The organism is Prevotella sp. P5-108, from assembly GCF_002251385.1.
Taxonomy (GTDB): Bacteria; Bacteroidota; Bacteroidia; order Bacteroidales; family Bacteroidaceae; genus Prevotella.
This window is the reverse complement of the sequence record NZ_NPJJ01000043.1, coordinates 84,256-105,959: the sequence shown is the minus strand read 5'-3', so window position 1 is coordinate 105,959 and position 21,704 is coordinate 84,256. Positions and strand designations below refer to the sequence as shown.

The following is a 21,704-nucleotide window of genomic DNA, read 5'->3' as shown; positions in this document are numbered from 1 at the left end:
GTCGATGAACGATACGTATTGGTTTGTATTCTGCAAAGACAGCCTGCTGCTGGAACGCACAGAAGACGGGAGCTACATAATTCCCTGTGGGCCCAAGAGTCCGGTGAAGACCCAACCCTGGACCAATATACTCAATGTTTCGCCCTTTGAAGATGGTCATCAGGTCAAGGCTTTTGCCATCAGCGAACCCATACAGGATGACAGCGGACGCTATGAAATGTGCGGGCTGAGACCATCGTTCTATAAAATTCCCAACGAGTTCTATCTGAAAGCGGGGAAATGTCATGAGCTGCTCTATTGGGACTCAACCACACGCTACTGTGGCTGCTGCGGTTCGCCTATGGCAATGCACACCGACATATCCAAGAAGTGTACGCACTGCGGCAAGGAGATATGGCCGCAGTTGGCCACTGCGATCATCGTGCTGATACACCGCGGTCCCGAGGTGCTGCTGGTACACGCGCGAAACTTCAAGACAGATTTCTACGGGCTGGTGGCAGGATTTGTAGAGACTGGCGAAACGCTCGAAGAAGCCGTGCGCCGCGAGGTCATGGAAGAGACCGGGCTTACCATCAAGAACCTTACCTACTGGGCATCACAGCCCTGGCCCTACCCTTGCGGCCTGATGGTGGGCTTCTATGCTGAGTACGAGTCGGGCGACCTGCATCTGCAATACTCGGAGTTGAGTAAAGGTGCGTGGTTCCGCTATGACAAACTCCCACAGATACCAGAAAAACTGTCATTGGCACGAAAACTGATAGACAACTGGCTGAAGAACTTTGACAAAGACAAATAGCAAACATATCAACACACATAGTCAAGAAATATAACAATACAAAGCGATGAAAACTCTGATAGACCGCATCAAGAAAGAGGGTAAGTGTTATCCTGGAGGAATTTTGAAAGTAGACAAGTTTATCAACCATCAGATGGACCCTAATCTTATGAAGCAGGTAGCTGTGGAATTTATACGCCGCTACGCATCCACCGAAATCAACAAGATTATCACCATTGAAGCATCGGGCATCGCTCCGGCTGTAATGATGGGCTTCCTGCTTGACCTGCCGGTGGTATTTGCCAAGAAGAAGAAACCCTCGACAATGGAGGGTCTGCTTTCTACCACCGTGTTCTCCTTTACCAAGCAGAGAGAGTACAACGTAATCATCTCGAAGGAGTATCTCACCGCCGAAGACAAGGTGCTGTTTATTGACGACTTCCTCGCCAATGGCAATGCCGCCAAGGGTATCATCGACCTGTGCAACCAGGCTGGCTGCGAGCTCGTCGGCATGGGCTTCATCATAGAGAAAGCCTTCCAGCATGGTCGCGAAGTCATCGAAGAGGCTGGCGTACGCTGTGAGAGCCTCGCCATCATTGACTCTCTCGACGACTGCCAAATCAAGATACGTGAATAATACGACCAAACATCAATATAAAGGCCATCTATTATGCTGAATAGATGGCCTTTATCATTTCTATAAGTGGGTGACGGGCTTAGAGCATTTCACACTCTCTGAGCCACAGCTCACTCGAAGCATCGCTGGGCATACGCCAGTCTCCTCGGGGGCTCAGGCTGATGCTGCCAACCTTGGGGCCATCGGGCAGGCACGAGCGCTTGAACTGCTGGGAGAAGAAGCGGCGGAAGAATGTCTTGAGCCAATGCTTGATGACGTCATCGTCGTACTGGCCTTCGAAGGCTTTCTGCGCAAGCAGGAAAATCTTCATCGGGCGGAATCCATGACGCATGAAATAATAGAGGAAGAAGTCGTGAAGCTCGTAGGGGCCAACCAGGTCCTCTGTCTTCTGCTGGATATTGCCATCCTCGTCGGCAGGAACAAGTTCGGGGCTGATGGGAGTGTCGACCACATCATGGAGAGTGGCAGAGGTGTCGGCATCCATAGTTCCAGCAACAAACTTGACCAGACAAGCAATAAGTGTTTTGGGGATGCTGGCATTGACAGCATACATGCTCATGTGGTCGCCATTGTACGTACACCAACCAAGAGCCAGCTCGGACAGGTCGCCCGTACCGATAACGAGCCCACCCTCCTGATTGCTTACATCCATCAATATCTGGGTACGCTCTCGGGCCTGAGAGTTCTCATAAGTAGTGTCATGAACAGAGATGTCGTGACCAATATCCTCAAAGTGCTGGGTAACGCTCTTGGCAATGCTTATCTCTCGGATGGTAATGTGGAGACTCTGCATGAGTTTGATGGCATTGGTGTAAGTGCGGTCAGTGGTGCCGAAACCGGGCATGGTCACACCGATAATTCCGCTGCGGTCGAGTCCTAACTTGTCGAATGTCATGGCACATACCAACAATGCCAAAGTGGAATCGAGTCCACCGCTTATACCGATGACAACCTTCTGGCAACTGGTGTGAACGAGGCGCTTGGCAAGTCCCATAACCTGGATGTTCAGTATTTCCTCGCAACTCTTTTCCATCATATCGGGAGAAGGTATAAAGGGATGGGCGTCGACCGGGCGCTCCAGAACGAAATCCTTGGGCAGTATGGAGTGGGCGTTCTTGAAGATGACGTCTTCGCCTATCATTCGGCGCTGGGCATTGACATAGGTGGTGTTGCCTCGGCGCTCTGTCCGCAGGCGTTCAACATCTATCTGAGCTACCTGCATCTGTGGTGTCATCGCAAAGCGCGGCCCGCTCTGCAGCAAATGGCCGTTCTCAAATATCAATGCATTGCCGCCATAGACTACATCCTGGGTGCTTTCGCCAAAGCCGGCACTCGAATAGACATATCCAGTGATGGTGCGTGCGCTCTGTTGAGCCAGCAACTTGCAGAGATAATCGTGCTTGCCAATCAGTTCGTCGCTGGCAGAAAGATTGAAGATGATATCGGCACCTGCCAACGCAAGGTGATTGCTGGGAGGCGTGGGGGCCCAGACATCTTCGCAAATTTCGACACCAAACCTTACGCCATCGCAAGTGACAAAAATCTGCGGCGTGAAGGAGAGGTTAATCTGATTGCCGGCAAAGCGCAGTTCGGTAGTGCGCAGGTCTTGAACAGAAGCAAACCAACGCTTCTCGTAGAACTCGTTGTAGTTGGGCAGATACTCCTTGGCAACAATGCCCAAAATCTGGCCCTTCTGGATGATGGCGGCACAGTTGAGCAGCAAATCACCAACAGCGATGGGCAGACCCACGATGGAGATGATGTTAAGCTGACGTGTGAAGTCGAGCAACATGAGCATGGCACTCTCTGTGGTTTCGAGCAAGAGGTTCTGCCTAAACAGGTCCTGACATGTATAGCCAGTAAGGGACAGTTCGGGGAAAACAATAATCTCTACCCCCTGCCCTTCGGCCAATATAATCTGTTGTTCTATCTGCTCGACATTGTATTTGCAATCTGCCACCTTTACAGAGGGAACTGCCGAAGCGACTTTTATAAATCCGTAGTTCATAATGTTCTGTTTGTGAATGGTTAAGTTATCTGATAGTTACCTGAGTTGCTCCATAACCATACTCCTGGAATGATGCATCCTGATACTGGTATCTCTTATATTTGTAATTGAGCATATTGATGAGGGAATGGCGCAACACGCCCTCGCCCTTGCCATGGATAAAGATAATCTTCTTGCCCTTCTGGGTGCTGTATTTATCCAGCACTTCCTGGAACTTGCCAATCTGATAGTTGAGGATATCGGCATGCGACATGCCAGCAGTGCTGTCGAGAAGAGCGTCAATGTGCAGGTCGACAACCAGTTCGTCGTTATTGCGCGGACGCGGTGCAGACTGTGGCTTGGTGGCAGTATCTTTGCCAGACACCAAACGGGAAGGTTCAACGTTGCCTGCCATCTTGCTCTTCAATTCAGCGGCATCGATATGGAGAGGATGCGCAATCTTGTCGTCCTCTACAATGGTGTACAACAATGCCGGTGTGTCGAAATAAATGGTCTTCTGGAACGAGTGGAGTTTATAGAACTTGACGGGGTCAAGCCTAAGTTGAACCTCAACGACAGGTTTAAGGATGAAAGACTTCTCTCTCTTGTAGGCAAAGAGTTGGAATCCCATCTTGAGAAGGCTGTTGAGCTCTTCTCTTCCTACCTCTTCTATATATAAAGATGTATTGGGCTCGATTTCTCCCTGTGAGTGTAGGGTCCAGGCGTTACCTTCGGCAGTCATGAACGAGTATTGCAGACAATAGTTGCAGTCATTGACAAGGTAGGCTTCAAACCGGGTGGTCGTCATCTCCTTGATATTGATTGGGACAAAGGCAAGATAGCATGAGAGAGCGTTTCCGCCTTTGCGCTCTTCGGCTGGCATCTTAAAGGTAACTTCCTTGTCGGCGATGTCGACATATTCGACATCGGTATCGACATCGGAATCCGTACCATCTGCAAGCAGGGCCTTGACACTCTTGTTGTCTTTAGGCTTGCTTTCGGTCTTGGCAACTACCTTGGCAATGCTATAATCGTCATTGCGAATGACCACTACCTCATTGATGGGGGTTGGAATCTGGAAGCCGTCTTCATCCTCAACGAGGACAATATTCTTACCTTGAAATCCTGCAATGACTCCGCCGCCGGTTTCACTGAGGAAGCTAACTTTATCTCCTATTTTCATATCTTTACGTTTCCAATAATTAGGGAATTAATAATGAACTGTCTCCATAGCTGAGGAAACGGAAATCGTGGCTCAGCGCGTAGTCATATATCTTGTGCCAGTCTCCATTGACAAATGCACTTACCAGCAAAAGCAATGTGCTTTGTGGCTGATGGAAATTGGTGACGAGCATCTTGACTATCTTGTACTCAAAACCCGGAGCTATAATAATCTGTGTGCTTGTATGCAGTGCCTCAAGATGGTTTGTCTCAAGATATGTCAGTATATTCTGAATAGCTTGACAGGGGCTGATGCCATCAACTATCTTGCCATTACGGTTGTCGTCATAAGGCTCCCATTGATTGACATGGAGCTCGTCTTCAGTAGCATTGGAATTATACTGCAATTTGACACCTATATAATATAGGCTCTCAAGTGTGCGGACGCTTGTCGTTCCCACGGCGATGGCCTTACAGTCGTGCTGCAAGAGGGTTTGCAGGGTGGTACGCTTGACGACGATATACTCGCTGTGCATCTCGTGGCCACAAATCTGCTCGGTCTTGACCGGCTTGAAGGTTCCTGCGCCTACGTGGAGCGTCAATTCCTCGCGGTGAATACCCTTGTCATCTAAGGCCTCAAGGACATCCTTGGTGAAATGAAGTCCTGCTGTTGGGGCAGCTACGGAACCCTTTATCTTGGAATAGACAGTCTGGTATGTCGTCTTGTCACTTTCCTGTGTCTCGCGGTTAAGATATGGCGGTATAGGAAGCTCGCCGATGGAATCCAAGATTTCCGCAAAACTTACCTCGTCGGAATCCCAATCGAAGTTAATCCAGAAGTTGGTGCCAGTGGCGACCTTTGTGTTCTGAGAGTTGTCGCGGCTGACTGAGAGGACAAACTTATGGCCGTTGATGTCAAACTCGCGATGCAGAGAACCTTCCTTCCATTTCTTGAGGTTACCAATCATGCACCTCCACGCGCAGTGGCGACGTGTCTGGAATATCTGCTCATAGTCAACGGGGAAAGCGGGCTCCATCAAGAATATCTCTATCAATGCGCCGGTCTCCTTCCTGAAGTGCATACGCGCCTGTATCACTTTGGTATTATTGAATACCATCAACGAACCAGCCGGCAAATGGTCGGGCAGATGATTGAAAACATCTTCCGAAACTATGCCGTGTTTATACAAGAGTAGTTTGCTATGATCACGCTGGGCAAGAGGAAATTTGGCTATCCTCTCATCGGGCAGCGGATAATTGTAATCACTGATTTTAATATGTTTTGTATCCATTATGTCAAACTAAAAATGATTGCGAATATAACTAATAGCGCCATGACGCAGATTACTGTGTTGATATCTGAACGACGATACGCCATATCGGTGGTCGCGGCGTCGTCGGAGGCCCTAACGCGTCTTGTGTCTTTTACCTTATTATACATAGTATAGGCAAAAAGGCCGCTGACACTGCCCCACACCATCCCAACGATAATGTCGCTCGGATAATGGACGCCAAGATAAAGCCGCGTCCAACAATTGACGAGCGCCCAGGTAATCAAGGTACATGCGAAGAGGCGGTCCTTAACTAACAAACTGAAGAAAACGGCCACAGCCATAGTGTTGGATGCATGGGCAGAGAAGAAACTATATCCCTCTGCACGATAATTGTTGACGACCTGAACACTATCTTGCATAAGTGTATCATGGATGGGGCGAAGTCGAGCAACGAGTGGCTTAACTATCAAGTCTGCCATTCCCTCGCTCAAGACTATAGCAAGCAAGGCCATACCTATGACCAATGAGATTTGGGCCACAGTTTTATGGTTATTTATGACCAACAGCAAGAGGGCAATATAAAGCAGTATCCACATATAGCCGCAAGTCAGCGTCACTGCCAATCTGTCAACGAAGGCGCAATGGCTCCCATTGAAGACCATCAGCAAGGTTTTGTCTGCGTCATATAGTGTAGAATAATTCATGCTTAATTACAGCTAATTATATCTTCTCCAAAGATAAAGACTTAATCCATCCCTCTCTTCCATCAGCAAGTTTGATGCCGTACCAACCCTCTATGGACTGGTCTGTTATGTCTACCTTCGTACCTTCATGCAAGACATAAACATCAGTAGATGTAGGAGCGGGCGTCTTCTTCACATTTACTGTGGAAGAAATGATAATTGCGCCTGTTCTGTGTAACAGCATCTCCTTTTGTTGTTGCGCGAAAAGCATGCTGAATGCGGTGACAACGATAAGAACTAAGGCGCCATAGAAACCTACCTTCCTGACCAATACTCGATTGCCAAATAAGTAGAAAAGGACCAAAGACAATGCTCCGATGATGGACACTAGGCTGACAATAGCCCAAGAATCAATGCCAGTGTAAAATACCAGTGACTGATACCATGTCTTAAAAAACATCTGGTCTTCTGGTACTATCTTGTCAATGGTCTTGTTGCGCGCAAATTTCAGGTTAAACCGTACATCAGCGTCTCCGGGCGATAACAACAACGCACGCTCGTAGGCGAGAATTGATTGCGAAATGTTGTCAGAACGGAAATACGCATTGCCGAGATTATAATAAATCTCAGGAGATTTACCGCTCTTCAGGAGCTCTTGATAATCCTGTATGGCCTGTTGGTAGTTACCTCTCTTATATTCCTTGTCAGCATTTTCTTTGGTAACAGCACCAACCTGGCATGAAACTGCCAGCGCCATCACTACCAACAACGCTTTCGTATTGATACGGTTCTTCTTTTTCATCACTCTCTCAATTTCAATAATGGCAGTCATTGCAGATTCAAAAGTCTTGTTCATGTTGCCCGCAGGGTCTCCGGGCGCAAATCTTTCAAACTCGCACTCTGTCAAGGCATCAGTAAACTTCTGGATGGTAGCATCATCAACGCTGTGATTGGCCAATGTCTGCGAAATGTTATCTCTTGACAATTCTTCGATAGCCATATTCAACTTGTCGCCGACATATCCCCACAAGGCTCTAAGCACCTCGTCATAGAATTCTTCGGATTTACCTTGTATCATCAGTTTGCTTGCCTTCCTCAGTCGTTTGGTTGCAATTCTGTTGGCCTTCTTACCCTTGATTCTGACCACGTCGGCGTTAAGGACTGCCCTCTTTCTGAAAACAACCAGCAATACGACAAAGATTACTATTACAATAATCAATGAAGTCCAATAGGCTACGCTACCGAAGAACATTGAAGAGAAATTTTTGATTGTGACTCCGCCTTCTTTGATGCCACGGATATCAGTATTTTGATCCTTGGCATAGTCAGAGACGCTACCACTCTTGCCATCGCCTTTAGCTATCTGCAAATTAATGGCCTGCGTCTTCACGGTGCGATACTGATTGCGGTCAACATCATAGTAGACGAGTTCAACGGGAGGTATTGTATAGTTGCCTTGATTGCGTGGAACAGCAAGGAAGTCATAAATCATGTTTCCCTCCAAGCCATTGGACGTAAGTTTGGTCTTGTCTGTAATCTTTGCATCATACTGGTCGAAATCTTTGGGGAACTTTACAACAGGCTGCTTGATAAGTTTCAAGTTGCCGTAACCACCGATAACGACTCTGAAGTTAAGAGGCTCACCCGCCTTGATATCCTTGTTGTCTACCTGGGCAGAGATATTGAATTTACCGACTCCGCCAGAGAAATTCGCCGGTTTTGTGGGTAACGGCTCTACCTCAACGGACAAGCCCGGGGCAACGATGTCGCGTTTTACCTCCACATAACCAGAGCCGCCATTGAAGAAAGCCTCAAAAGGATCAACCGAGCGATTCTCCTGAACCACGATACCATGGAAAGTGATGCTTGGTATCTTCAAGCTACCTGTCATTTGAGGGTACATGACGTACTGGCTCCATGTTACGCATCTATATGGACGACCATTAACCCTCTCTATATGGAAACTCTTCTGTTGCGGCAACTTGACTTCTTGTGTATGGAAGCCTGTCAAGTCCGGCATCTTTCCTTCCAACTGAGTCAGCTCCAGCGTTGTATACACTTTGTAAGTCAGCAAGATCGGCTCCTGTTCATGAACCTTGCGTTTGTTAGCACTTACCTTGATAAAGAGTTCGTTACCAGATATTCTGCTACCTTGTTCATGGATGGCAGAAGTGTTTGGATTGTTGTGAGCATTGTTATTGTTGCTACGCGCCTGACCGGATATCGTTATCTTTGTACTATGAGAGGCAATAGTTTTGCCATGGATTTTAGCGTGAGCGGCGGGAACCGTGAATATTCCGGCCTTGTTGGCATATAGAGTATATGTGTATGTTATGGATGAACTGGAAGTTGTATGACCATTGACCATACTGAAACTTGAGACTTTGGAGGCATAAGGTCCAGCGATGACTTCGACTTCGTCAGTAGAACGCATGTTTGATCTGAAATCATCGACATCCTGAGTGCTTACTGTATATGCCACTCTGAAATTTTCACCGACATTAACCCGAGAAGGGGCAGCAACGTTAATATGCTGTCCCTTGATGGCCATTGTAATATAAATACCAACGAGTATCAATATATATCGTTTCATCTTCAATTCATTCAATATGTCTGTCATTATGATTGCGATTATAAAAAAGAACACGTATCTGACAAAATCACCAATTCTTGTCCAAGTTTCGCTTTTGTGGCTTCTGCATCGATTTCTTCAGTCTCTGCTGCGTAGCCTTCTCTTCCTGGATAGCTGCATTAAGCAGTTGCTCGGCATTGTCTTTGCTCATTTGCTCATTACTCTGCTGCTGCTTCTGCTGCTGATTATCCTTGTTCTCTTGTTTCTTGTCCTTGTTCTTTTTGTCCTTATTGTCGTCTTTGTTTTGTTGCTTGTCGTTTTGATTCTTCTGATTTTTCTGCAACCGCTTACACAATACATAATTGTAACGAGTCTCATTATCACCTGGATTGTTTCTCAGACTTTCCTTATAGGCTTCGATGGCTTCCTTGTACATTTGGTGAGACTGGCAAATGACGCCTATATTGTGATAGGACTTTGACTTTCTTATCTTGTTGGTTTCGATTTTACCTGCAAGTTCATATTGTTTTATCGCTGCAGAGTCTTTCTTTTGTGCTTGCAAAGCACACCCCAAGTTGTATATGGCCTGAGTATTTCCGCCATTACTGGCTATAGCCTTACGATATTCAATTTCTGCTTTTGCGTAATTCTGTTCATAGAAGAACCTGTTACCTATGCGCACCAATTGTCTGTCATTCTGGGCTGACAGATGAGCGCTGATAGTAAGCAATATAGATATCAAGAAAATATACCGTAATCTCATTTCTTTTTAAACAATTTGATATTCTTGAATAAGGGATTGCGCACCTCCAGGAGACACGCTTCTATGATAAGAAGAAGCATTGCCAAGATTGCAAATGCTTGAAACTGCTCGTTGTATTCGCTGTAAATCACGCTGTCAGAGTCTCCCTTCTGTAACTTTTCAAGTTCGTTGTTCAGTTGGTTCTGCGCATCACTTGTATTGTCTACATGGATGTACATGCCACTTCCTGCCTGAGCGATATCACGACACATCTTTTCATTGAGAACAGACATAACCGTCTGCCCCGTATTGTCAGTCAAGTATCCACCATCGTCATTGGGAATTGGAGCTCCTTTTTCGCTACCTACGCCCAAGATAAACACATTGATACCCTTCTTCTTTGCGGCTTTGGCTGCTTCCAACGCGCCACCTTCATGGTCTTCACCATCGGTGATGAGAATGATGGCCTTACCCACCTTCTCCTGTTGCGTAAAGCTGTGCATGGATATGTCAATGGCTTTAGCAATGTCGGTGCCTTGGGTATTGATAAGCGACGGACTGATATTTTGCAGGAACATCTTGGCTGATACATAGTCACTGGTTATCGGCAGCTGCACAAAAGCATCGCCGGCGAAGACCACAAGTCCCACCTTGTCATTATTGAAATTGTCGACCAGGCTTTCTACCATAAACTTGGCTTTGTCCAGACGCGAGGGAACCACATCCTGTGCCTTCATCGAATTTGAGATATCCATTGCAATAATCAACTCTATGCCGTTTCGCTTTTCTTGCGACACCTTAGAACCCATCTGCGGGCGTGCGAGGACAATAATCAGCAATGACAATGCGGCAAGACAAAGCCAGAATTTTACCGTAGGTCTATACGGAGAAGCATCAGGCATAAGCAACTTCAAGAGTTGGGGGTCGCCAAATTTCTTGAACTTGTTATGCCGCTGGCGCCATACTACCAATCTGATGAAGGCAAGTATCGGCACCACCCACAGTAACCATAAATATATAGAATCTTCGAATCTCATAATTTAGGGAATTCTTCTTAATACCGTTGTTCTTAATAATATTTCCAAAAGCAGACAGAGGATGGCCGCAATGGCAAATGGCTGATAAGCCTCATATCTCTTAGAGAATTTCTTTACGTTCATCTTTGTCTTCTCCAACTTGTCGATATCCTTGTAGATGTTCTTCAACTCGGCATTGTTGGTTGCCCGATAGAAATTGCCATCCGTTGTGGCAGCTATATCACTTAGCGTCTTGGTGTCTATCTCTACAGGTATGTTGACATACTGCACGCCGCCAGCAACTATCGCCGGATAACGTGCCACCTTGTTGGTACCCACTCCGATGGTATATACGCGGATGCCCATGCTTTTGGCTATCTGTGCCGAGGTCATTGGCGAGAGGTCTCCCATGTTGTTCGAACCGTCGGTGAGCAGGATTACCACTTTGCTTTTGGCCTTTGAGTCCTTCAGTCGTGCCACCGCGCTTGCCAAACCCATTCCTACAGCTGTTCCATCCTGTATCAAGCCTCTTGCCGCGATGTCCGTGCGCACGGTTTGAAGCATGTTGAGCAGCGATGTATGGTCGGTTGTCATCGGACACTGGGTAAATGCCTCGCCTGCGAATATCGTCAAGCCGATATTGTCATTTGGACGCCCATTGATAAATTCGGCGGCAACATTCTTGGCGGCCTCTATACGATTGGGACGCAGATCTTCAGCCAACATTGAGGTCGAAACGTCCATAACGAGCATGATGTCGATGCCTTCGACCTCCTTTTTATCCCACGCATTGTGGGTCTGTGGCCGAGCCAGAATGATTACTATCAGAACAAAGGTGATACATCTCAACAGCATCGGTAGGTTGATAATCCTTATACGCCAGCTTTTGGGAGCATATTGGTATGCGAATGTATCACTCATTCGTATTGTGGGCTCATTCTTCTTGCGATACAGAAAATACCAAAGCACATAAGGTATCAGCAAGAGAAGCAGAAAGAAATACTCTTTATTGGCAAATTCCATATTTAACTGATTAGTTGAATGGCACTATAAATGATGTAAGCCAACAGCACTATCACCAATGCAGAGGATAGGGCTATCACCCATTTTATGGCGCGTCGTGTATTCTTTGTTCGTTTGTCTTCCTGACTCAGTTGAGGCACTACCCTCTCTTCGGTAGGCACGTTCTCCAACTTGGTCTGGTCGATAAAGTTGATGGCGTTGACCAGGTTCAGGTCATTCTCGTTGATGAGCGTAGAGTACTTGGCAAACTTCACGAGGTCGGCTGTCTCAAACAGCTCTTTGAGTTCACCGATCATCTTTTTGTCGCCATTCTGCTGCAAACGCTCGATAATCTCCGAGGAAGTCATCTCCATGGCGTTGAAACCAAAACGCTCATTGATATATTGTCTCAGAGCATCAGTGAGTTGCGTGTAATAAGTCTTCTGGTCGTCCGAACGTTCCAGATGTTCTGCCTTGATTTTCTCCATGGCAGAGAGGGCACGCTGGTGAGGCAGCACCTTCTTGACAATACGTATCTTGGCAATGATTGGCTTGTTTTCACGCAGACGGATATACAGGTAGAAGATGCCACCCATCAGCACCAGTACCAATACGCTCATCCAGAACAGACCGCTCCATTCACTCCACAAGAACGGATTGTTCTGCACGGTCTTGGGAGGATAGAACTGATTGGGATGAAGCGTGTCGACATCGATGGTCATTACCTTCAGTGCCAACTGGTTGGCCTCATAGGGCTTTCCATCCACCTTTACCTTCATGCCGGGTATAGGATAGAGTTTCTCGTCGAAAGATGTCAATGTAATTCTTTTACTTATCCTTACGTTGTTGTCCACTTCCGAAGTATCGCCATCGGTCACATCAATGATTTCGACACCGGGAACGAGATAGTGCGACGGTTTGATGTTGGGCCATACTATTTTTGCTCCTTTGCGGGCTGTGACGGCAACCTCCAGGTTGGTCTGCTCACCCACAAGAATGCTTATGGAGTCGATTTTGGCTTCAACGCTTACCTGTGCTGACGACTTTACGCCCAGCAGCAGACAACACATTGATAAAAGCAAATATCTAAAATACATAAACTACTTATTCTCTATTCATACTTAACTATGTCCACGCTGGGCGAAGAGCAACATCAGACTGCGCACATAGTCTTCATTTGTAGCCACCGACACCCAGTCGACATTACATTTGACGAAAGTCTGCCTGAGCACACTCTCCCGCTGGCGCCAATAATTGGCATGAGCCTGGCGCAGCTTCTTGCTCGAAGTGTCGATATAAGTCTCGTGGCCGGTTTCGGCATCACACACCTTGAGCAATCCTACATCGGGTAGCTCTTTGGCACGCGGGTCATAGACCTGTATCGAGGCGATGTCGTGTTTCTGGCTGGCTATCTGCAACTGCTTTTCAAAGTCGTTGCGTGTATAGAAGTCGCTTAAGACAAAAGCCGTACAGCGACGCTTGGCCACACGGGTGAGAAACTCGATAGCCATGCCGATGTCCGTACGCTTGCTCTCGGGCTTGAAGTTGAGCATCTCACGGATAACATAGAGGATGTGCTTGCGGCCCTTCTTTGGCGGGATATATTTCTCAATCCGATCAGAAAAGAGTATCACGCCAATCTTGTCATTGTTCTGTATGGCGCTGAAAGCCAGCGTGGCAGCAATCTCGGCAACCATCTCGCGCTTCAACTGATGCGACGTACCGAAGTCGAGCGAACCCGAGACGTCGACAAGGAGCATCACCGTAAGTTCGCGCTCTTCTTCAAACACCTTGACATAAGGACGGTGGAAACGGGCGGTTACATTCCAATCGATATCTCTCACGTCGTCGCCATACTGGTATTCACGAACCTCGGAAAAGGCCATACCTCTTCCTTTGAAGGCTGAGTGATACTGTCCGGCAAAGATGTTCTGACTCAATCCACGAGTCTTTATCTCTATCTTCCTGACCTTCTTTAAGATTTCAGATGTTTCCATCAAGGAACTTCAACTTTATTGATAATCTTGGATACGATTTCTTCGGCAGTGACATTGTTGGCCTCTGCCTCATAGCTCAATCCTACGCGATGGCGCAAAACGTCGTGAGCGACGGCACGCACATCCTCGGGCACCACATAACCGCGATGCTTGATGAAGGCATAGGCACGGGCGGCCTTGGCCAGATTGATGCTGGCACGGGGGCTGCCACCGAAGGTAATCAGGTCGCTGAGCTCCTTGAGATTATAACGGTCGGGATAACGTGTGGCAAATACGATGTCGGCGATGTACTGCTCTATCTTTTCATCGATATAAACCTGGCTTACCACCTCACGCGCACGCATTATCTCTTCGGCGGTTGTCACAGGCATTACCTGTGGAAGACCGCCCACAAGGTTTTCACGCATAATCTTCTTCTCCTCTTCCAGTGTGGGATAGTCTATGATGACCTTGAGCATGAAACGGTCTACCTGGGCTTCGGGAAGCTGGTAGGTGCCTTCCTGTTCAATGGGGTTCTGGGTAGCCATAACCAGGAAGGGAGTAGGCAGCTTGAACGTATTGTCACCGATAGTCACCTGGTGTTCCTGCATGGCCTCGAGCAGAGCGCTTTGCACCTTGGCGGGAGCTCGGTTTATCTCATCGGCAAGTACAAAATTGGCAAATACAGGGCCCTTCTTGACCTGGAAGGCTTCCTCTTTCTGACTATAAATCATTGTTCCTACAACGTCGGCAGGCAACAAGTCGGGAGTAAACTGTATTCTGCTATATTTGGCGTCTATCAACTGTGACAGGGTCTTTATCGCCAGAGTCTTTGCCAGGCCGGGTACGCCTTCCAACAATATATGACCATCGCTCAAGAGGGAAATAAGAAGCGAGTCAACCAGATGTTTTTGTCCTACTATTACGCGATCCATACCTGTTGTCAGATTGGTGACAAAGGTACTTTGTTGTTCTATCCGCACATTGAGTTCGCGGATATCGATAGCTTCTGCCATAATCTTTTTTGCTTTTATATTGATTTTGGTGCAAAAGTACTACAAAACAAACATAGAGCCGAAAGATAGGTTCTAAATTATATTAAAAAAGGAGAAATATCACTTTATTTTAAGAAAAATTGCATGTTGCAAGCGCCGCAGATAGCCACAGCACAAGGGAAATCCCGTTTAGGCTGGCTGCATCGCGACATGCCAAAACGGGATTTGTCCTTACTTCATGGGGGATACTCAGAACTTGAATATCTCTTCGTATATGCGTTGTACTGGCAGCCCCATCACATTGAAGAAACTGCCTTTGAGCGCAGTGACACCTATGAAACCTATCCACTCTTGGATGCCATAGGCACCGGCCTTGTCCAGGGGGCGATAGGTAGTCACATAGTAATCGATTTCCTGCTGGGTAAACTGCTTGAAGGTTACCTCTGTCACCACGTGGAAGGCGTGCTGTTTGGTCAGGGTGGTAAGAGCCACGCCGGTGACCACGGCATGTGTCTTGCCGCTCAGTTTGGCCAGCATTGCTTTGGCCTCGGCTTCATCGGCAGGCTTGCCCAGCACCTCTCTGCCTAACACCACAACGGTATCGGCTGTTATCAGCATCTCTCCGGCACTCAGCGTATAGGCTTGAGCCTTCTGGCAAGCCAGATATTGGGGTATCTGCTCGGGGGTAAGTCCGTCGGGATAGTTTTCCTCGATACCGGGAACCACGCGCACTTCGTATTCCAAGTCCAATCCGCCCAGAAGTTCTTTCCTGCGGGGAGAGTTGGAGGCAAGGATTATATGATAAGGAGTATCTATCATCGTCTTGATATTAATACGATTACCAACCGAAAGCCTTGCTGTCGCTCAACCATTTTCCCTGAGCCATGAGCACCTGCTCGATGATGTCGCGGCCTACGCCGTAACCACCCTTGCAGCGGCTGACATAGGTGCTGATTTCCTGGATATCGGAACAGGCGTCGGCGGGGCAACACGGACAACCGCAGCGACGCATCACCTGATAGTCGGGGATGTCGTCGCCCACATAGATAACCTCGCTGTCATCCAGATTGTTCTTTGCCTTGAAATCCTGATAGGTCTCCATCTTCATAGAGCAGTTGATGTAGACATCGCCTACCCCGAGGTAGGTGTATCGTTTGACAATAGCTTCCGAACGGCCACCAGTCATGATGGCTATATGCAGCCCCATCTTGCAGGCAAGCTGTATGGCATAGCCATCCTTGATGTTGACCGTGCGCAGAGGCTGGCCCTCGTCATCCATGCCTATCGTTTCGGCCGAAAGCACGCCATCTACATCGAAGATGATGGCCTTGACCTTGGTTAAATCGTAATTAATCATTCCCGTTGTATATTGTAACATTTTCCCATTTCAGCGCATCTTCATTCTGAGGCTTGCGCTCATCAGTATAATGACCTATAGCGATGACACACAATACCTTGTAGGCATCATCGAGTCCCAGGATGCCGTGAATGACCTCGTCGGCGGTGGTACCGTCGGAGAGACCGCGGCCGTGCATCTGCGCCCAGCAGGAACCCAAGCCCAGGTCGGCAGCCTGATACTGTATGGTAACCGCAGCGATGGACGCGTCTTCTATCCAACATTCATCCTCGTCGGGGGGAGCGCAAACCACGATGGCCAAGGGCGCACCCTTGAGAAAGGCGGCTCCAACCTCTTTGGCGTCGGCCATCTTCTCGAGCGCCACCTTGTCATCTACCACTACGAAATGCCATTTGCGGCTACTCTTGGATGTCGGCGACATAAGCGCCGACCGCAGTATGAGCTGCAGAGCCTCGGGGGCAATCTCTTCATCACTGAAACGGCGATGACTGCGTCGATGTGCTACTAAATCTTTGAAATCCATACGTCTTTACTGATTAATGTGACAACGGTGCTATCCGCCGTCGTTATTATCTGATACAAAGTTAGTGATAGCGAAGAAGAATTCAAAATAATTTCCGACATTTTTCCTCACTTTCATGATAATTGACCGGTTTCCGGTGGTCGTAATGAGTAAATAGACAATGCAGCCATACATGCCGCAGTCCAAGCAAAAACTGATTGCAGACTACGAAACGGCGATGGCGAAGTGTGAAATAATTAAACGATGGTTGGCATCTGTTAAATCGCGCCTTAGACTAACTTTGGATTTGGTGGTAACAGAAAATTATGCTTACATTTGCACCATGAATTACACATCAAACTATTTACTGACTTATTGCATCTAACTATGGCAAAGTATTTCAAACAGGAGATGCCCGACCTCAGGAACACGGGCGAAAAGAAATTCTATTACCGCATGAAGGTCAACGAGAACATTGACTTCGACGAACTGGTAAGACGCCTTACCTATCCCGGTTCGGGCCTTGACAAAGGACAGGTGGTACAGGTAATCGCAGCCATCGGCAAGCAGATGGCGCTGGAAATGGCCTCTGGCAATTCGGTGACAATCGACGGCATCGGGACTTTCAGGGCGTCTGTCGGCATGACGATGCCCAAAGAGCTGACTGGTACGGACACGGGAAAGGAAACCAACGCCAGAAGTCTGAAGGTGACGGGCATAATCTACAGGGCAGCCTCACAGCTGGTCCGCACGATTTCCTCGCAATGCACCTTGGTACGCGACAAAGAGCACCGGCTGCGCAAGTCGCCCTACAGCAAGGAAGAGCGCATCGGCCTTGCCGTCGGCTATCTGGGCGATGGAGCCCATCCCTTCATGCGCGTCGGTGATTATGCTCGCCTTACCCGGCAGTCGCACTGCGCAGCTTCGCGCGAGTTGCAGGAAATCTCTCGGACGCCACAATCGCCTATCAGGAGAGACGGCAGAGCAAGTGCGCTCGTCTATGTGCTTAGCCGCAAACAGCTGTAGATAATCACTGACATTGACAGATGGCAGATTTTATACTCGCAAGGGGCAATATGCTCCGGCAGGTATAAAATCTGCATTTGTTTTGGCAGTTACAAATGTAATTTGTATATTTGCCAAATGCACCAAATACGAACGCGCATCATATCAAGAGGCACAGATATGCCGCAATCGACAAGCTGGCAGTTCCAGCACAGCCTTGTACTGTTCAGAATGTATGAACAGGCACCAGGTCATACCCCTTATATGGCCATAGCCGAGGATGAAAACGGACAAGTAGTGGGTCAGCTGCTGGCTGTTACCCGTTGGCGCAAGAGCCTGTTTCCGCTCTATCTGTACAAGCAAGCCCGCGTCTTCGGCACAGGCGACTATACCGACAATGCCAATCCCCAGGAGATATTCGGAATGTTGCTTGGACGACTGACAAGGATATTGAAAATGAAGCTGTGTCTATACATCGAGTTCTCCAACATACCTTACAAGATGTATGGTTACCAACATCTGAGAGCCTACGGTTACTTCCCAACCGGCTGGATGGAGACTCTTCTGGACCTGAAGGAGGCAAACCCGACAGACAGATTGAGTCTGAAAAGCAGCAGATACCTCAAAGAAGTCTCGGAAAAGGGTCTGCAGACGCGCGAAGCGACCAGCGACGCAGAGGTCAAGGAGTTCTGCAAGCTCCTCAAGAAGTCCTACCGCTACGTGCTTCAAAGTTTTCTGCCTAACAAGGAACTTATCCTTGAGTATCATCACAATCCACAAATCAAAATCTATGTCACGACCAACGGCAACAAAGTGGTTGCCGGATGCGTATGCCTCTTCGCCAATGGCAATGCTTATGGCTGTTATGCCGTGACGAACAAAAAATTGGTTCCCAAGAATCATTTATTCCACATCTCTGTATGGCATGCCATCGAAGAGGCCTATCGTCGGGACTGCGGCAAATTCTTCATCGTCGACGCCGGTCAGCCCTCCATGCACAACACACTGACAAAGATGATGCTAAATCTCGGTGCGGTTTCAACCAACAAGTACAGATGGTACCATCTGAATATTCCGCTTGTCAATACGATTATTTGCAAGTGGATAGTGGGCTGACACAATAATCGGCCCTATCTTGCGTTATATGGTTATGAAACAATTCGTATTATTGGCTTTGCTGGCTTCAGTATGCCTCTCTACATATAGTCAGAGCTTTGTCTTGCAAGGACGGGTTACCGACGACAAGGACAATCCCATCGAGTTTGCGTCTGTAACCTGTGCCCGCCAAGGCAAGGTGGCTCTCACGTCTGCCAAGGGTTCATTCACCCTCACCCTCCACTCTGCCGACTCGGTGGTCATACGCTTCTCGATGCTGGGTTATCGTGCCAAGACCCGCGTACTGCGCAACCCTCGTGGCAGACAGAACCTCCACGTGGTCATGTATGCCGACGTCAACACGCTCGGCGAAGTCGAAGTGAAAGGAGAAAAGATACAGACCGGCCAGACTCAGGAACTGAAGACCAAGGACATGAAGATGTCGCCCTCGGTGGGTGGCAATGCAGTGGAAGAGCTCATACAAAGTCAGGCGGGAGTATCAACCCATAGCGAACTGAGCTCTCAATACAACGTAAGAGGAGGCTCTTTTGACGAGAACAGCGTATATATTAATAATGTAGAGGTCTTCCGCCCATTCCTTGTGAGGTCTGGACAACAGGAGGGCTTATCGGTAATCAATCCAGACATGGTGGCGAAGATTGGGTTCTCGACTGGAGGATTTGAGGCAAAGTATGGCGACAAGATGTCATCGGCTCTCGGCATCACCTATAAACGACCACAGCGGTTTGAAGCCAATGCTTCGGCAAGCCTGTTGGGCGCAAGCGCCTATGTGGGTTTGGCCAACAAGAAGATTGCGTGGGCCAATGGCGTGAGATACAAAACCAATAAATATCTTTTGGGGTCGCTGCAGGAAAACGGAGAGTACAAGCCTAACTTCCTGGACTATCAGACCTATCTGAGTTATACTCCCGACAAGCGTTGGCAGATTGATTTCATCGGTAACATCTCGGAAAGTCACTACAACTTCTATCCCAAAGACCGCAACACGGCCTTCGGCACGATGCAGAACGTAATGAATTTCAAGGTCTATTTTGACGGGCAGGAGAAAGACCTCTTCCGCACCTATTTTGGTTCGTTGGCAATCAATCGAAACCTTAACAGCAAGACGCGGTTGTCACTCATTGCGTCGGCATTCTCGACCAAAGAGCGTGAGACCTACGACATACAGGGCCAATACTGGCTCACCCAGACCGAGACCAATGAGAATATGGCTGTCGGAACGTATTTCGAGAGCGCCCGCAACTATCTCGAAGCCCGCGTGCAAAGTCTGAAGCTGATGCTGACAAGCAAAATCAAGAAGCACGACATCGAAGCCGCATTGACGCTCAAAAGGGAGCATATCAAAGAGAACTCCATAGAATATGAGATGCGTGATTCGGCTGGTTACAACGTACCCAATACCGGCGAGGACCTGTATATGATATACTCCATGCGCACCCGAAACCAGCTGGATGCTTCTCGCATAGAGTCATATATACAGGATACGTGGCGATTTACATCGGGTACGGACAGCGCCACTACCCTCTATACGCTCAACTACGGACTGCGTATGAGCCACTGGAACTTCAACAAGGAAACAATCTTGTCGCCCCGCATCTCATTGGGCATCATTCCGGCTTGGTCGCCAAACACCACACTGCGCATCGCAACCGGCATCTACTACCAAGCGCCCTTCTTCAAAGAGCTTCGTGATACTACTACCGTCAACCATGTAACCGTGGCACGGCTGAACGAAAAGATAAAAAGCCAACGGTCGATACACTTCGTTGCGGGTTATGACTATCGCTTCAGAAGCATGAACCGCCCCTTCCGATTTACTGCCGAAGCATATTACAAGATACTGCAGAACCTGATACCCTACTCTATTAATAATGTAAAGGTAGTATATTATGGTGACAACATCTGCAGCGGTTATGCAGCTGGTCTGGACATGAAGCTGTATGGTGAATTTGTACCAGGAACAGACTCTTGGATATCACTATCCTTGATGAAAACCCAAATGAAGCTGAACGGCCATTCCATGCCGTTGCCCACAGACCAGCGGTGGGCTATGAACCTGTTTTTTACAGATTACTTCCCCGGAACCGACAGATGGAAGATGACTCTTCGCCTTGCCTTTGCCGACGGTCTGCCATTCTCGGCGCCTCACAGAGAAACCGAGCGCAACTCATTCAGAGCCCCTGCATACAAGCGCGCAGATATTGGAATGAGCTATCGGTTGTTTGAGAATGAAGCAAAGAGGAAGAATATGCCGTTCAGGAATATCTGGCTTGGCGTAGACTGTCTCAACTTGCTCGGCATCAACAATGTAAACAGCTATTATTGGATTACTGACGTCACCAATCAGCAGTACGCTGTCCCCAACTATCTCACCGGCCGTATGCTCAACGCCCGCGTGCTCTTTGAATTCTAACCGCAATACGTTAAATATGCTTAATATCGGAGAAATATATAGTTGGCGCAAGCGCCTATGTCCATAAAAATTAGTAATTTTGCAGCCGATTTAGTCCGTTCGGGCTCGAACAAGTTCTGAAACACCATCAGGCGCCTGTCGGAAAAACTTATATTTTATAACAAATGTACGCAATTGTAGAAATTAACGGTCAGCAGTTCAAGGTAGAGGAAGGCCAGAAGCTCTTCGTTCACCGTATCAAGGATGCCGAGGCTGGTAAGACCGTTGAATTTGACAAAGTGCTCCTCGTCGACAAAGACGGAGCTGTCACAGTCGGTGCACCAACTGTTGAAGGTGCCAAAGTAGTAGTAGAGGTTGTGAATCCTCTTGTTAAGGGTGACAAGGTCATCGTTTTCAAGATGAAGCGTCGCAAGGACTATCGTAAGAAGAATGGTCACCGCGCCCAGTTCACACAGGTAGAAGTTAAACAAGTAGTCGCTTAAAAGGAGGAT

The 21,704-nt window shown here is 48.0% G+C and carries 20 protein-coding genes; 6 read left to right on the top strand and 14 right to left on the bottom strand.

Features of this window, described 5'->3' with window-relative positions; genetic code table 11:
* Nucleotides 1-4: 4 nt before the first annotated feature.
* Nucleotides 5-796, top strand: coding sequence for an NAD(+) diphosphatase (gene nudC / locus CIK95_RS08610; protein ID WP_094466797.1), 792 nt, complete (start codon nucleotides 5-7; stop codon nucleotides 794-796).
* Nucleotides 797-842: 46 nt separating this feature from the next.
* Nucleotides 843-1,412: a xanthine phosphoribosyltransferase gene (gene xpt / locus CIK95_RS08605; RefSeq protein ID WP_094386407.1), complete on the top strand. Its 570-nt coding sequence runs from the start codon at nucleotides 843-845 to the stop codon at nucleotides 1,410-1,412.
* Nucleotides 1,413-1,491: 79 nt separating this feature from the next.
* Here xpt and CIK95_RS08600 read toward each other — a convergent pair whose 3' ends face one another.
* The 14 genes from CIK95_RS08600 to CIK95_RS08535 all read right to left on the bottom strand — a co-directional run bounded on the left by CIK95_RS08600 (nucleotide 1,492) and on the right by CIK95_RS08535 (nucleotide 16,700).
* Entirely contained in the window at nucleotides 1,492-3,420 is a 1,929-nt protein-coding gene (locus tag CIK95_RS08600; RefSeq protein WP_022310995.1) for an NAD(+) synthase, read from the bottom strand.
* Nucleotides 3,421-3,445: 25 nt separating this feature from the next.
* Nucleotides 3,446-4,582 carry a DUF2027 domain-containing protein gene (locus tag CIK95_RS08595; protein WP_094466796.1) on the bottom strand — a complete coding sequence of 379 codons (1,137 nt, stop codon included), beginning with the start codon at nucleotides 4,580-4,582 and terminating at the stop codon, nucleotides 3,446-3,448.
* Between the two features lie 19 nt (nucleotides 4,583-4,601).
* Entirely contained in the window at nucleotides 4,602-5,852 is a 1,251-nt protein-coding gene (locus CIK95_RS08590; protein ID WP_094466795.1) for an S-adenosylmethionine:tRNA ribosyltransferase-isomerase, read from the bottom strand.
* Nucleotides 5,852-6,538, bottom strand: a complete 687-nt coding sequence (locus CIK95_RS08585) for a phosphatase PAP2 family protein (RefSeq protein WP_094466794.1) — start codon at nucleotides 6,536-6,538, stop codon at nucleotides 5,852-5,854. The genes CIK95_RS08590 and CIK95_RS08585 overlap by 1 nt, the downstream gene beginning before the upstream one ends.
* A gap of 16 nt (nucleotides 6,539-6,554) precedes the next feature.
* Nucleotides 6,555-9,137, bottom strand: a complete 2,583-nt coding sequence (locus CIK95_RS08580; protein ID WP_094466867.1) for a BatD family protein — start codon at nucleotides 9,135-9,137, stop codon at nucleotides 6,555-6,557.
* Between the two features lie 40 nt (nucleotides 9,138-9,177).
* Complete coding sequence (locus tag CIK95_RS08575) at nucleotides 9,178-9,852, bottom strand: tetratricopeptide repeat protein (RefSeq protein ID WP_094466793.1); 675 nt, start codon at nucleotides 9,850-9,852, stop codon at nucleotides 9,178-9,180.
* On the bottom strand, nucleotides 9,849-10,871 hold the full coding sequence (locus tag CIK95_RS08570) for a VWA domain-containing protein (protein WP_094466792.1): 1,023 nt from the start codon (nucleotides 10,869-10,871) through the stop codon (nucleotides 9,849-9,851). Before CIK95_RS08570 ends, CIK95_RS08575 begins: the two co-directional genes overlap by 4 nt.
* Nucleotides 10,872-11,870: a VWA domain-containing protein gene (locus CIK95_RS08565; protein ID WP_022311002.1), complete on the bottom strand. Its 999-nt coding sequence runs from the start codon at nucleotides 11,868-11,870 to the stop codon at nucleotides 10,872-10,874. It lies immediately after the preceding gene.
* A 2-nt stretch (nucleotides 11,871-11,872) separates the two neighbouring features.
* A complete protein-coding gene (locus CIK95_RS08560; protein WP_094466791.1) occupies nucleotides 11,873-12,946 on the bottom strand; it encodes a hypothetical protein in 1,074 nt (357 codons plus the stop codon).
* Nucleotides 12,947-12,970: 24 nt separating this feature from the next.
* Nucleotides 12,971-13,846 (bottom strand): DUF58 domain-containing protein, encoded by an 876-nt coding sequence (locus tag CIK95_RS08555; protein WP_094386420.1) that lies wholly within the window; start codon nucleotides 13,844-13,846, stop codon nucleotides 12,971-12,973.
* Entirely contained in the window at nucleotides 13,846-14,841 is a 996-nt protein-coding gene (locus CIK95_RS08550) for a MoxR family ATPase (RefSeq protein WP_022311005.1), read from the bottom strand. Before CIK95_RS08550 ends, CIK95_RS08555 begins: the two co-directional genes overlap by 1 nt.
* A 228-nt stretch (nucleotides 14,842-15,069) precedes the next feature.
* Nucleotides 15,070-15,639: a Maf-like protein gene (locus CIK95_RS08545; RefSeq protein WP_022311006.1), complete on the bottom strand. Its 570-nt coding sequence runs from the start codon at nucleotides 15,637-15,639 to the stop codon at nucleotides 15,070-15,072.
* A gap of 19 nt (nucleotides 15,640-15,658) precedes the next feature.
* A complete protein-coding gene (locus CIK95_RS08540) occupies nucleotides 15,659-16,177 on the bottom strand; it encodes an HAD family hydrolase (RefSeq protein WP_094466790.1) in 519 nt (172 codons plus the stop codon).
* Complete coding sequence (locus tag CIK95_RS08535; protein ID WP_094466789.1) at nucleotides 16,170-16,700, bottom strand: nitroreductase family protein; 531 nt, start codon at nucleotides 16,698-16,700, stop codon at nucleotides 16,170-16,172. The genes CIK95_RS08540 and CIK95_RS08535 overlap by 8 nt, the downstream gene beginning before the upstream one ends.
* 366 nt (nucleotides 16,701-17,066) lie before the next feature.
* On the opposite strand from CIK95_RS08535, the gene CIK95_RS08530 reads away from it, so the two are divergent.
* From CIK95_RS08530 to rplU, 4 genes are all read left to right on the top strand, one after another.
* Nucleotides 17,067-17,705: a hypothetical protein gene (locus CIK95_RS08530; RefSeq protein WP_094466788.1), complete on the top strand. Its 639-nt coding sequence runs from the start codon at nucleotides 17,067-17,069 to the stop codon at nucleotides 17,703-17,705.
* A gap of 159 nt (nucleotides 17,706-17,864) precedes the next feature.
* Entirely contained in the window at nucleotides 17,865-18,800 is a 936-nt protein-coding gene (locus CIK95_RS08525; protein WP_144007787.1) for a GNAT family N-acetyltransferase, read from the top strand.
* A gap of 34 nt (nucleotides 18,801-18,834) precedes the next feature.
* Nucleotides 18,835-21,213, top strand: coding sequence for a carboxypeptidase-like regulatory domain-containing protein (locus CIK95_RS08520; RefSeq protein ID WP_094466786.1), 2,379 nt, complete (start codon nucleotides 18,835-18,837; stop codon nucleotides 21,211-21,213).
* Nucleotides 21,214-21,377: 164 nt separating this feature from the next.
* Nucleotides 21,378-21,695: a 50S ribosomal protein L21 gene (gene rplU, locus CIK95_RS08515; RefSeq protein ID WP_022311012.1), complete on the top strand. Its 318-nt coding sequence runs from the start codon at nucleotides 21,378-21,380 to the stop codon at nucleotides 21,693-21,695.
* Nucleotides 21,696-21,704 lie beyond the last annotated feature (9 nt).

Excerpts from the sequence above, each read along its gene's own strand:
- CIK95_RS08540 (WP_094466790.1), bottom strand. The coding sequence starts at position 16,177 with ATGATTAATTACGATTTAACCAAGGTCAAGGCCATCATCTTCGATGTA.
- CIK95_RS08535 (WP_094466789.1), bottom strand. The coding sequence starts at position 16,700 with ATGGATTTCAAAGATTTAGTAGCACATCGACGCAGTCATCGCCGTTTC.
- CIK95_RS08585 (WP_094466794.1), bottom strand. The coding sequence starts at position 6,538 with ATGAATTATTCTACACTATATGACGCAGACAAAACCTTGCTGATGGTC.
- CIK95_RS08560 (WP_094466791.1), bottom strand. The coding sequence starts at position 12,946 with ATGTATTTTAGATATTTGCTTTTATCAATGTGTTGTCTGCTGCTGGGC.
- CIK95_RS08595 (WP_094466796.1), bottom strand. The coding sequence starts at position 4,582 with ATGAAAATAGGAGATAAAGTTAGCTTCCTCAGTGAAACCGGCGGCGGA.
- CIK95_RS08525 (WP_144007787.1), top strand. The coding sequence starts at position 17,865 with ATGCCGCAATCGACAAGCTGGCAGTTCCAGCACAGCCTTGTACTGTTC.
- CIK95_RS08590 (WP_094466795.1), bottom strand. The coding sequence starts at position 5,852 with ATGGATACAAAACATATTAAAATCAGTGATTACAATTATCCGCTGCCC.
- nudC (WP_094466797.1), top strand. The coding sequence starts at position 5 with ATGAACGATACGTATTGGTTTGTATTCTGCAAAGACAGCCTGCTGCTG.
- CIK95_RS08550 (WP_022311005.1), bottom strand. The coding sequence starts at position 14,841 with ATGGCAGAAGCTATCGATATCCGCGAACTCAATGTGCGGATAGAACAA.
- CIK95_RS08520 (WP_094466786.1), top strand. The coding sequence starts at position 18,835 with ATGAAACAATTCGTATTATTGGCTTTGCTGGCTTCAGTATGCCTCTCT.
- CIK95_RS08530 (WP_094466788.1), top strand. The coding sequence starts at position 17,067 with ATGGCAAAGTATTTCAAACAGGAGATGCCCGACCTCAGGAACACGGGC.
- CIK95_RS08600 (WP_022310995.1), bottom strand. The coding sequence starts at position 3,420 with ATGAACTACGGATTTATAAAAGTCGCTTCGGCAGTTCCCTCTGTAAAG.
- CIK95_RS08580 (WP_094466867.1), bottom strand. The coding sequence starts at position 9,137 with ATGACAGACATATTGAATGAATTGAAGATGAAACGATATATATTGATA.
- CIK95_RS08575 (WP_094466793.1), bottom strand. The coding sequence starts at position 9,852 with ATGAGATTACGGTATATTTTCTTGATATCTATATTGCTTACTATCAGC.
- rplU (WP_022311012.1), top strand. The coding sequence starts at position 21,378 with ATGTACGCAATTGTAGAAATTAACGGTCAGCAGTTCAAGGTAGAGGAA.
- CIK95_RS08555 (WP_094386420.1), bottom strand. The coding sequence starts at position 13,846 with ATGGAAACATCTGAAATCTTAAAGAAGGTCAGGAAGATAGAGATAAAG.
- xpt (WP_094386407.1), top strand. The coding sequence starts at position 843 with ATGAAAACTCTGATAGACCGCATCAAGAAAGAGGGTAAGTGTTATCCT.
- CIK95_RS08565 (WP_022311002.1), bottom strand. The coding sequence starts at position 11,870 with ATGGAATTTGCCAATAAAGAGTATTTCTTTCTGCTTCTCTTGCTGATA.
- CIK95_RS08545 (WP_022311006.1), bottom strand. The coding sequence starts at position 15,639 with ATGATAGATACTCCTTATCATATAATCCTTGCCTCCAACTCTCCCCGC.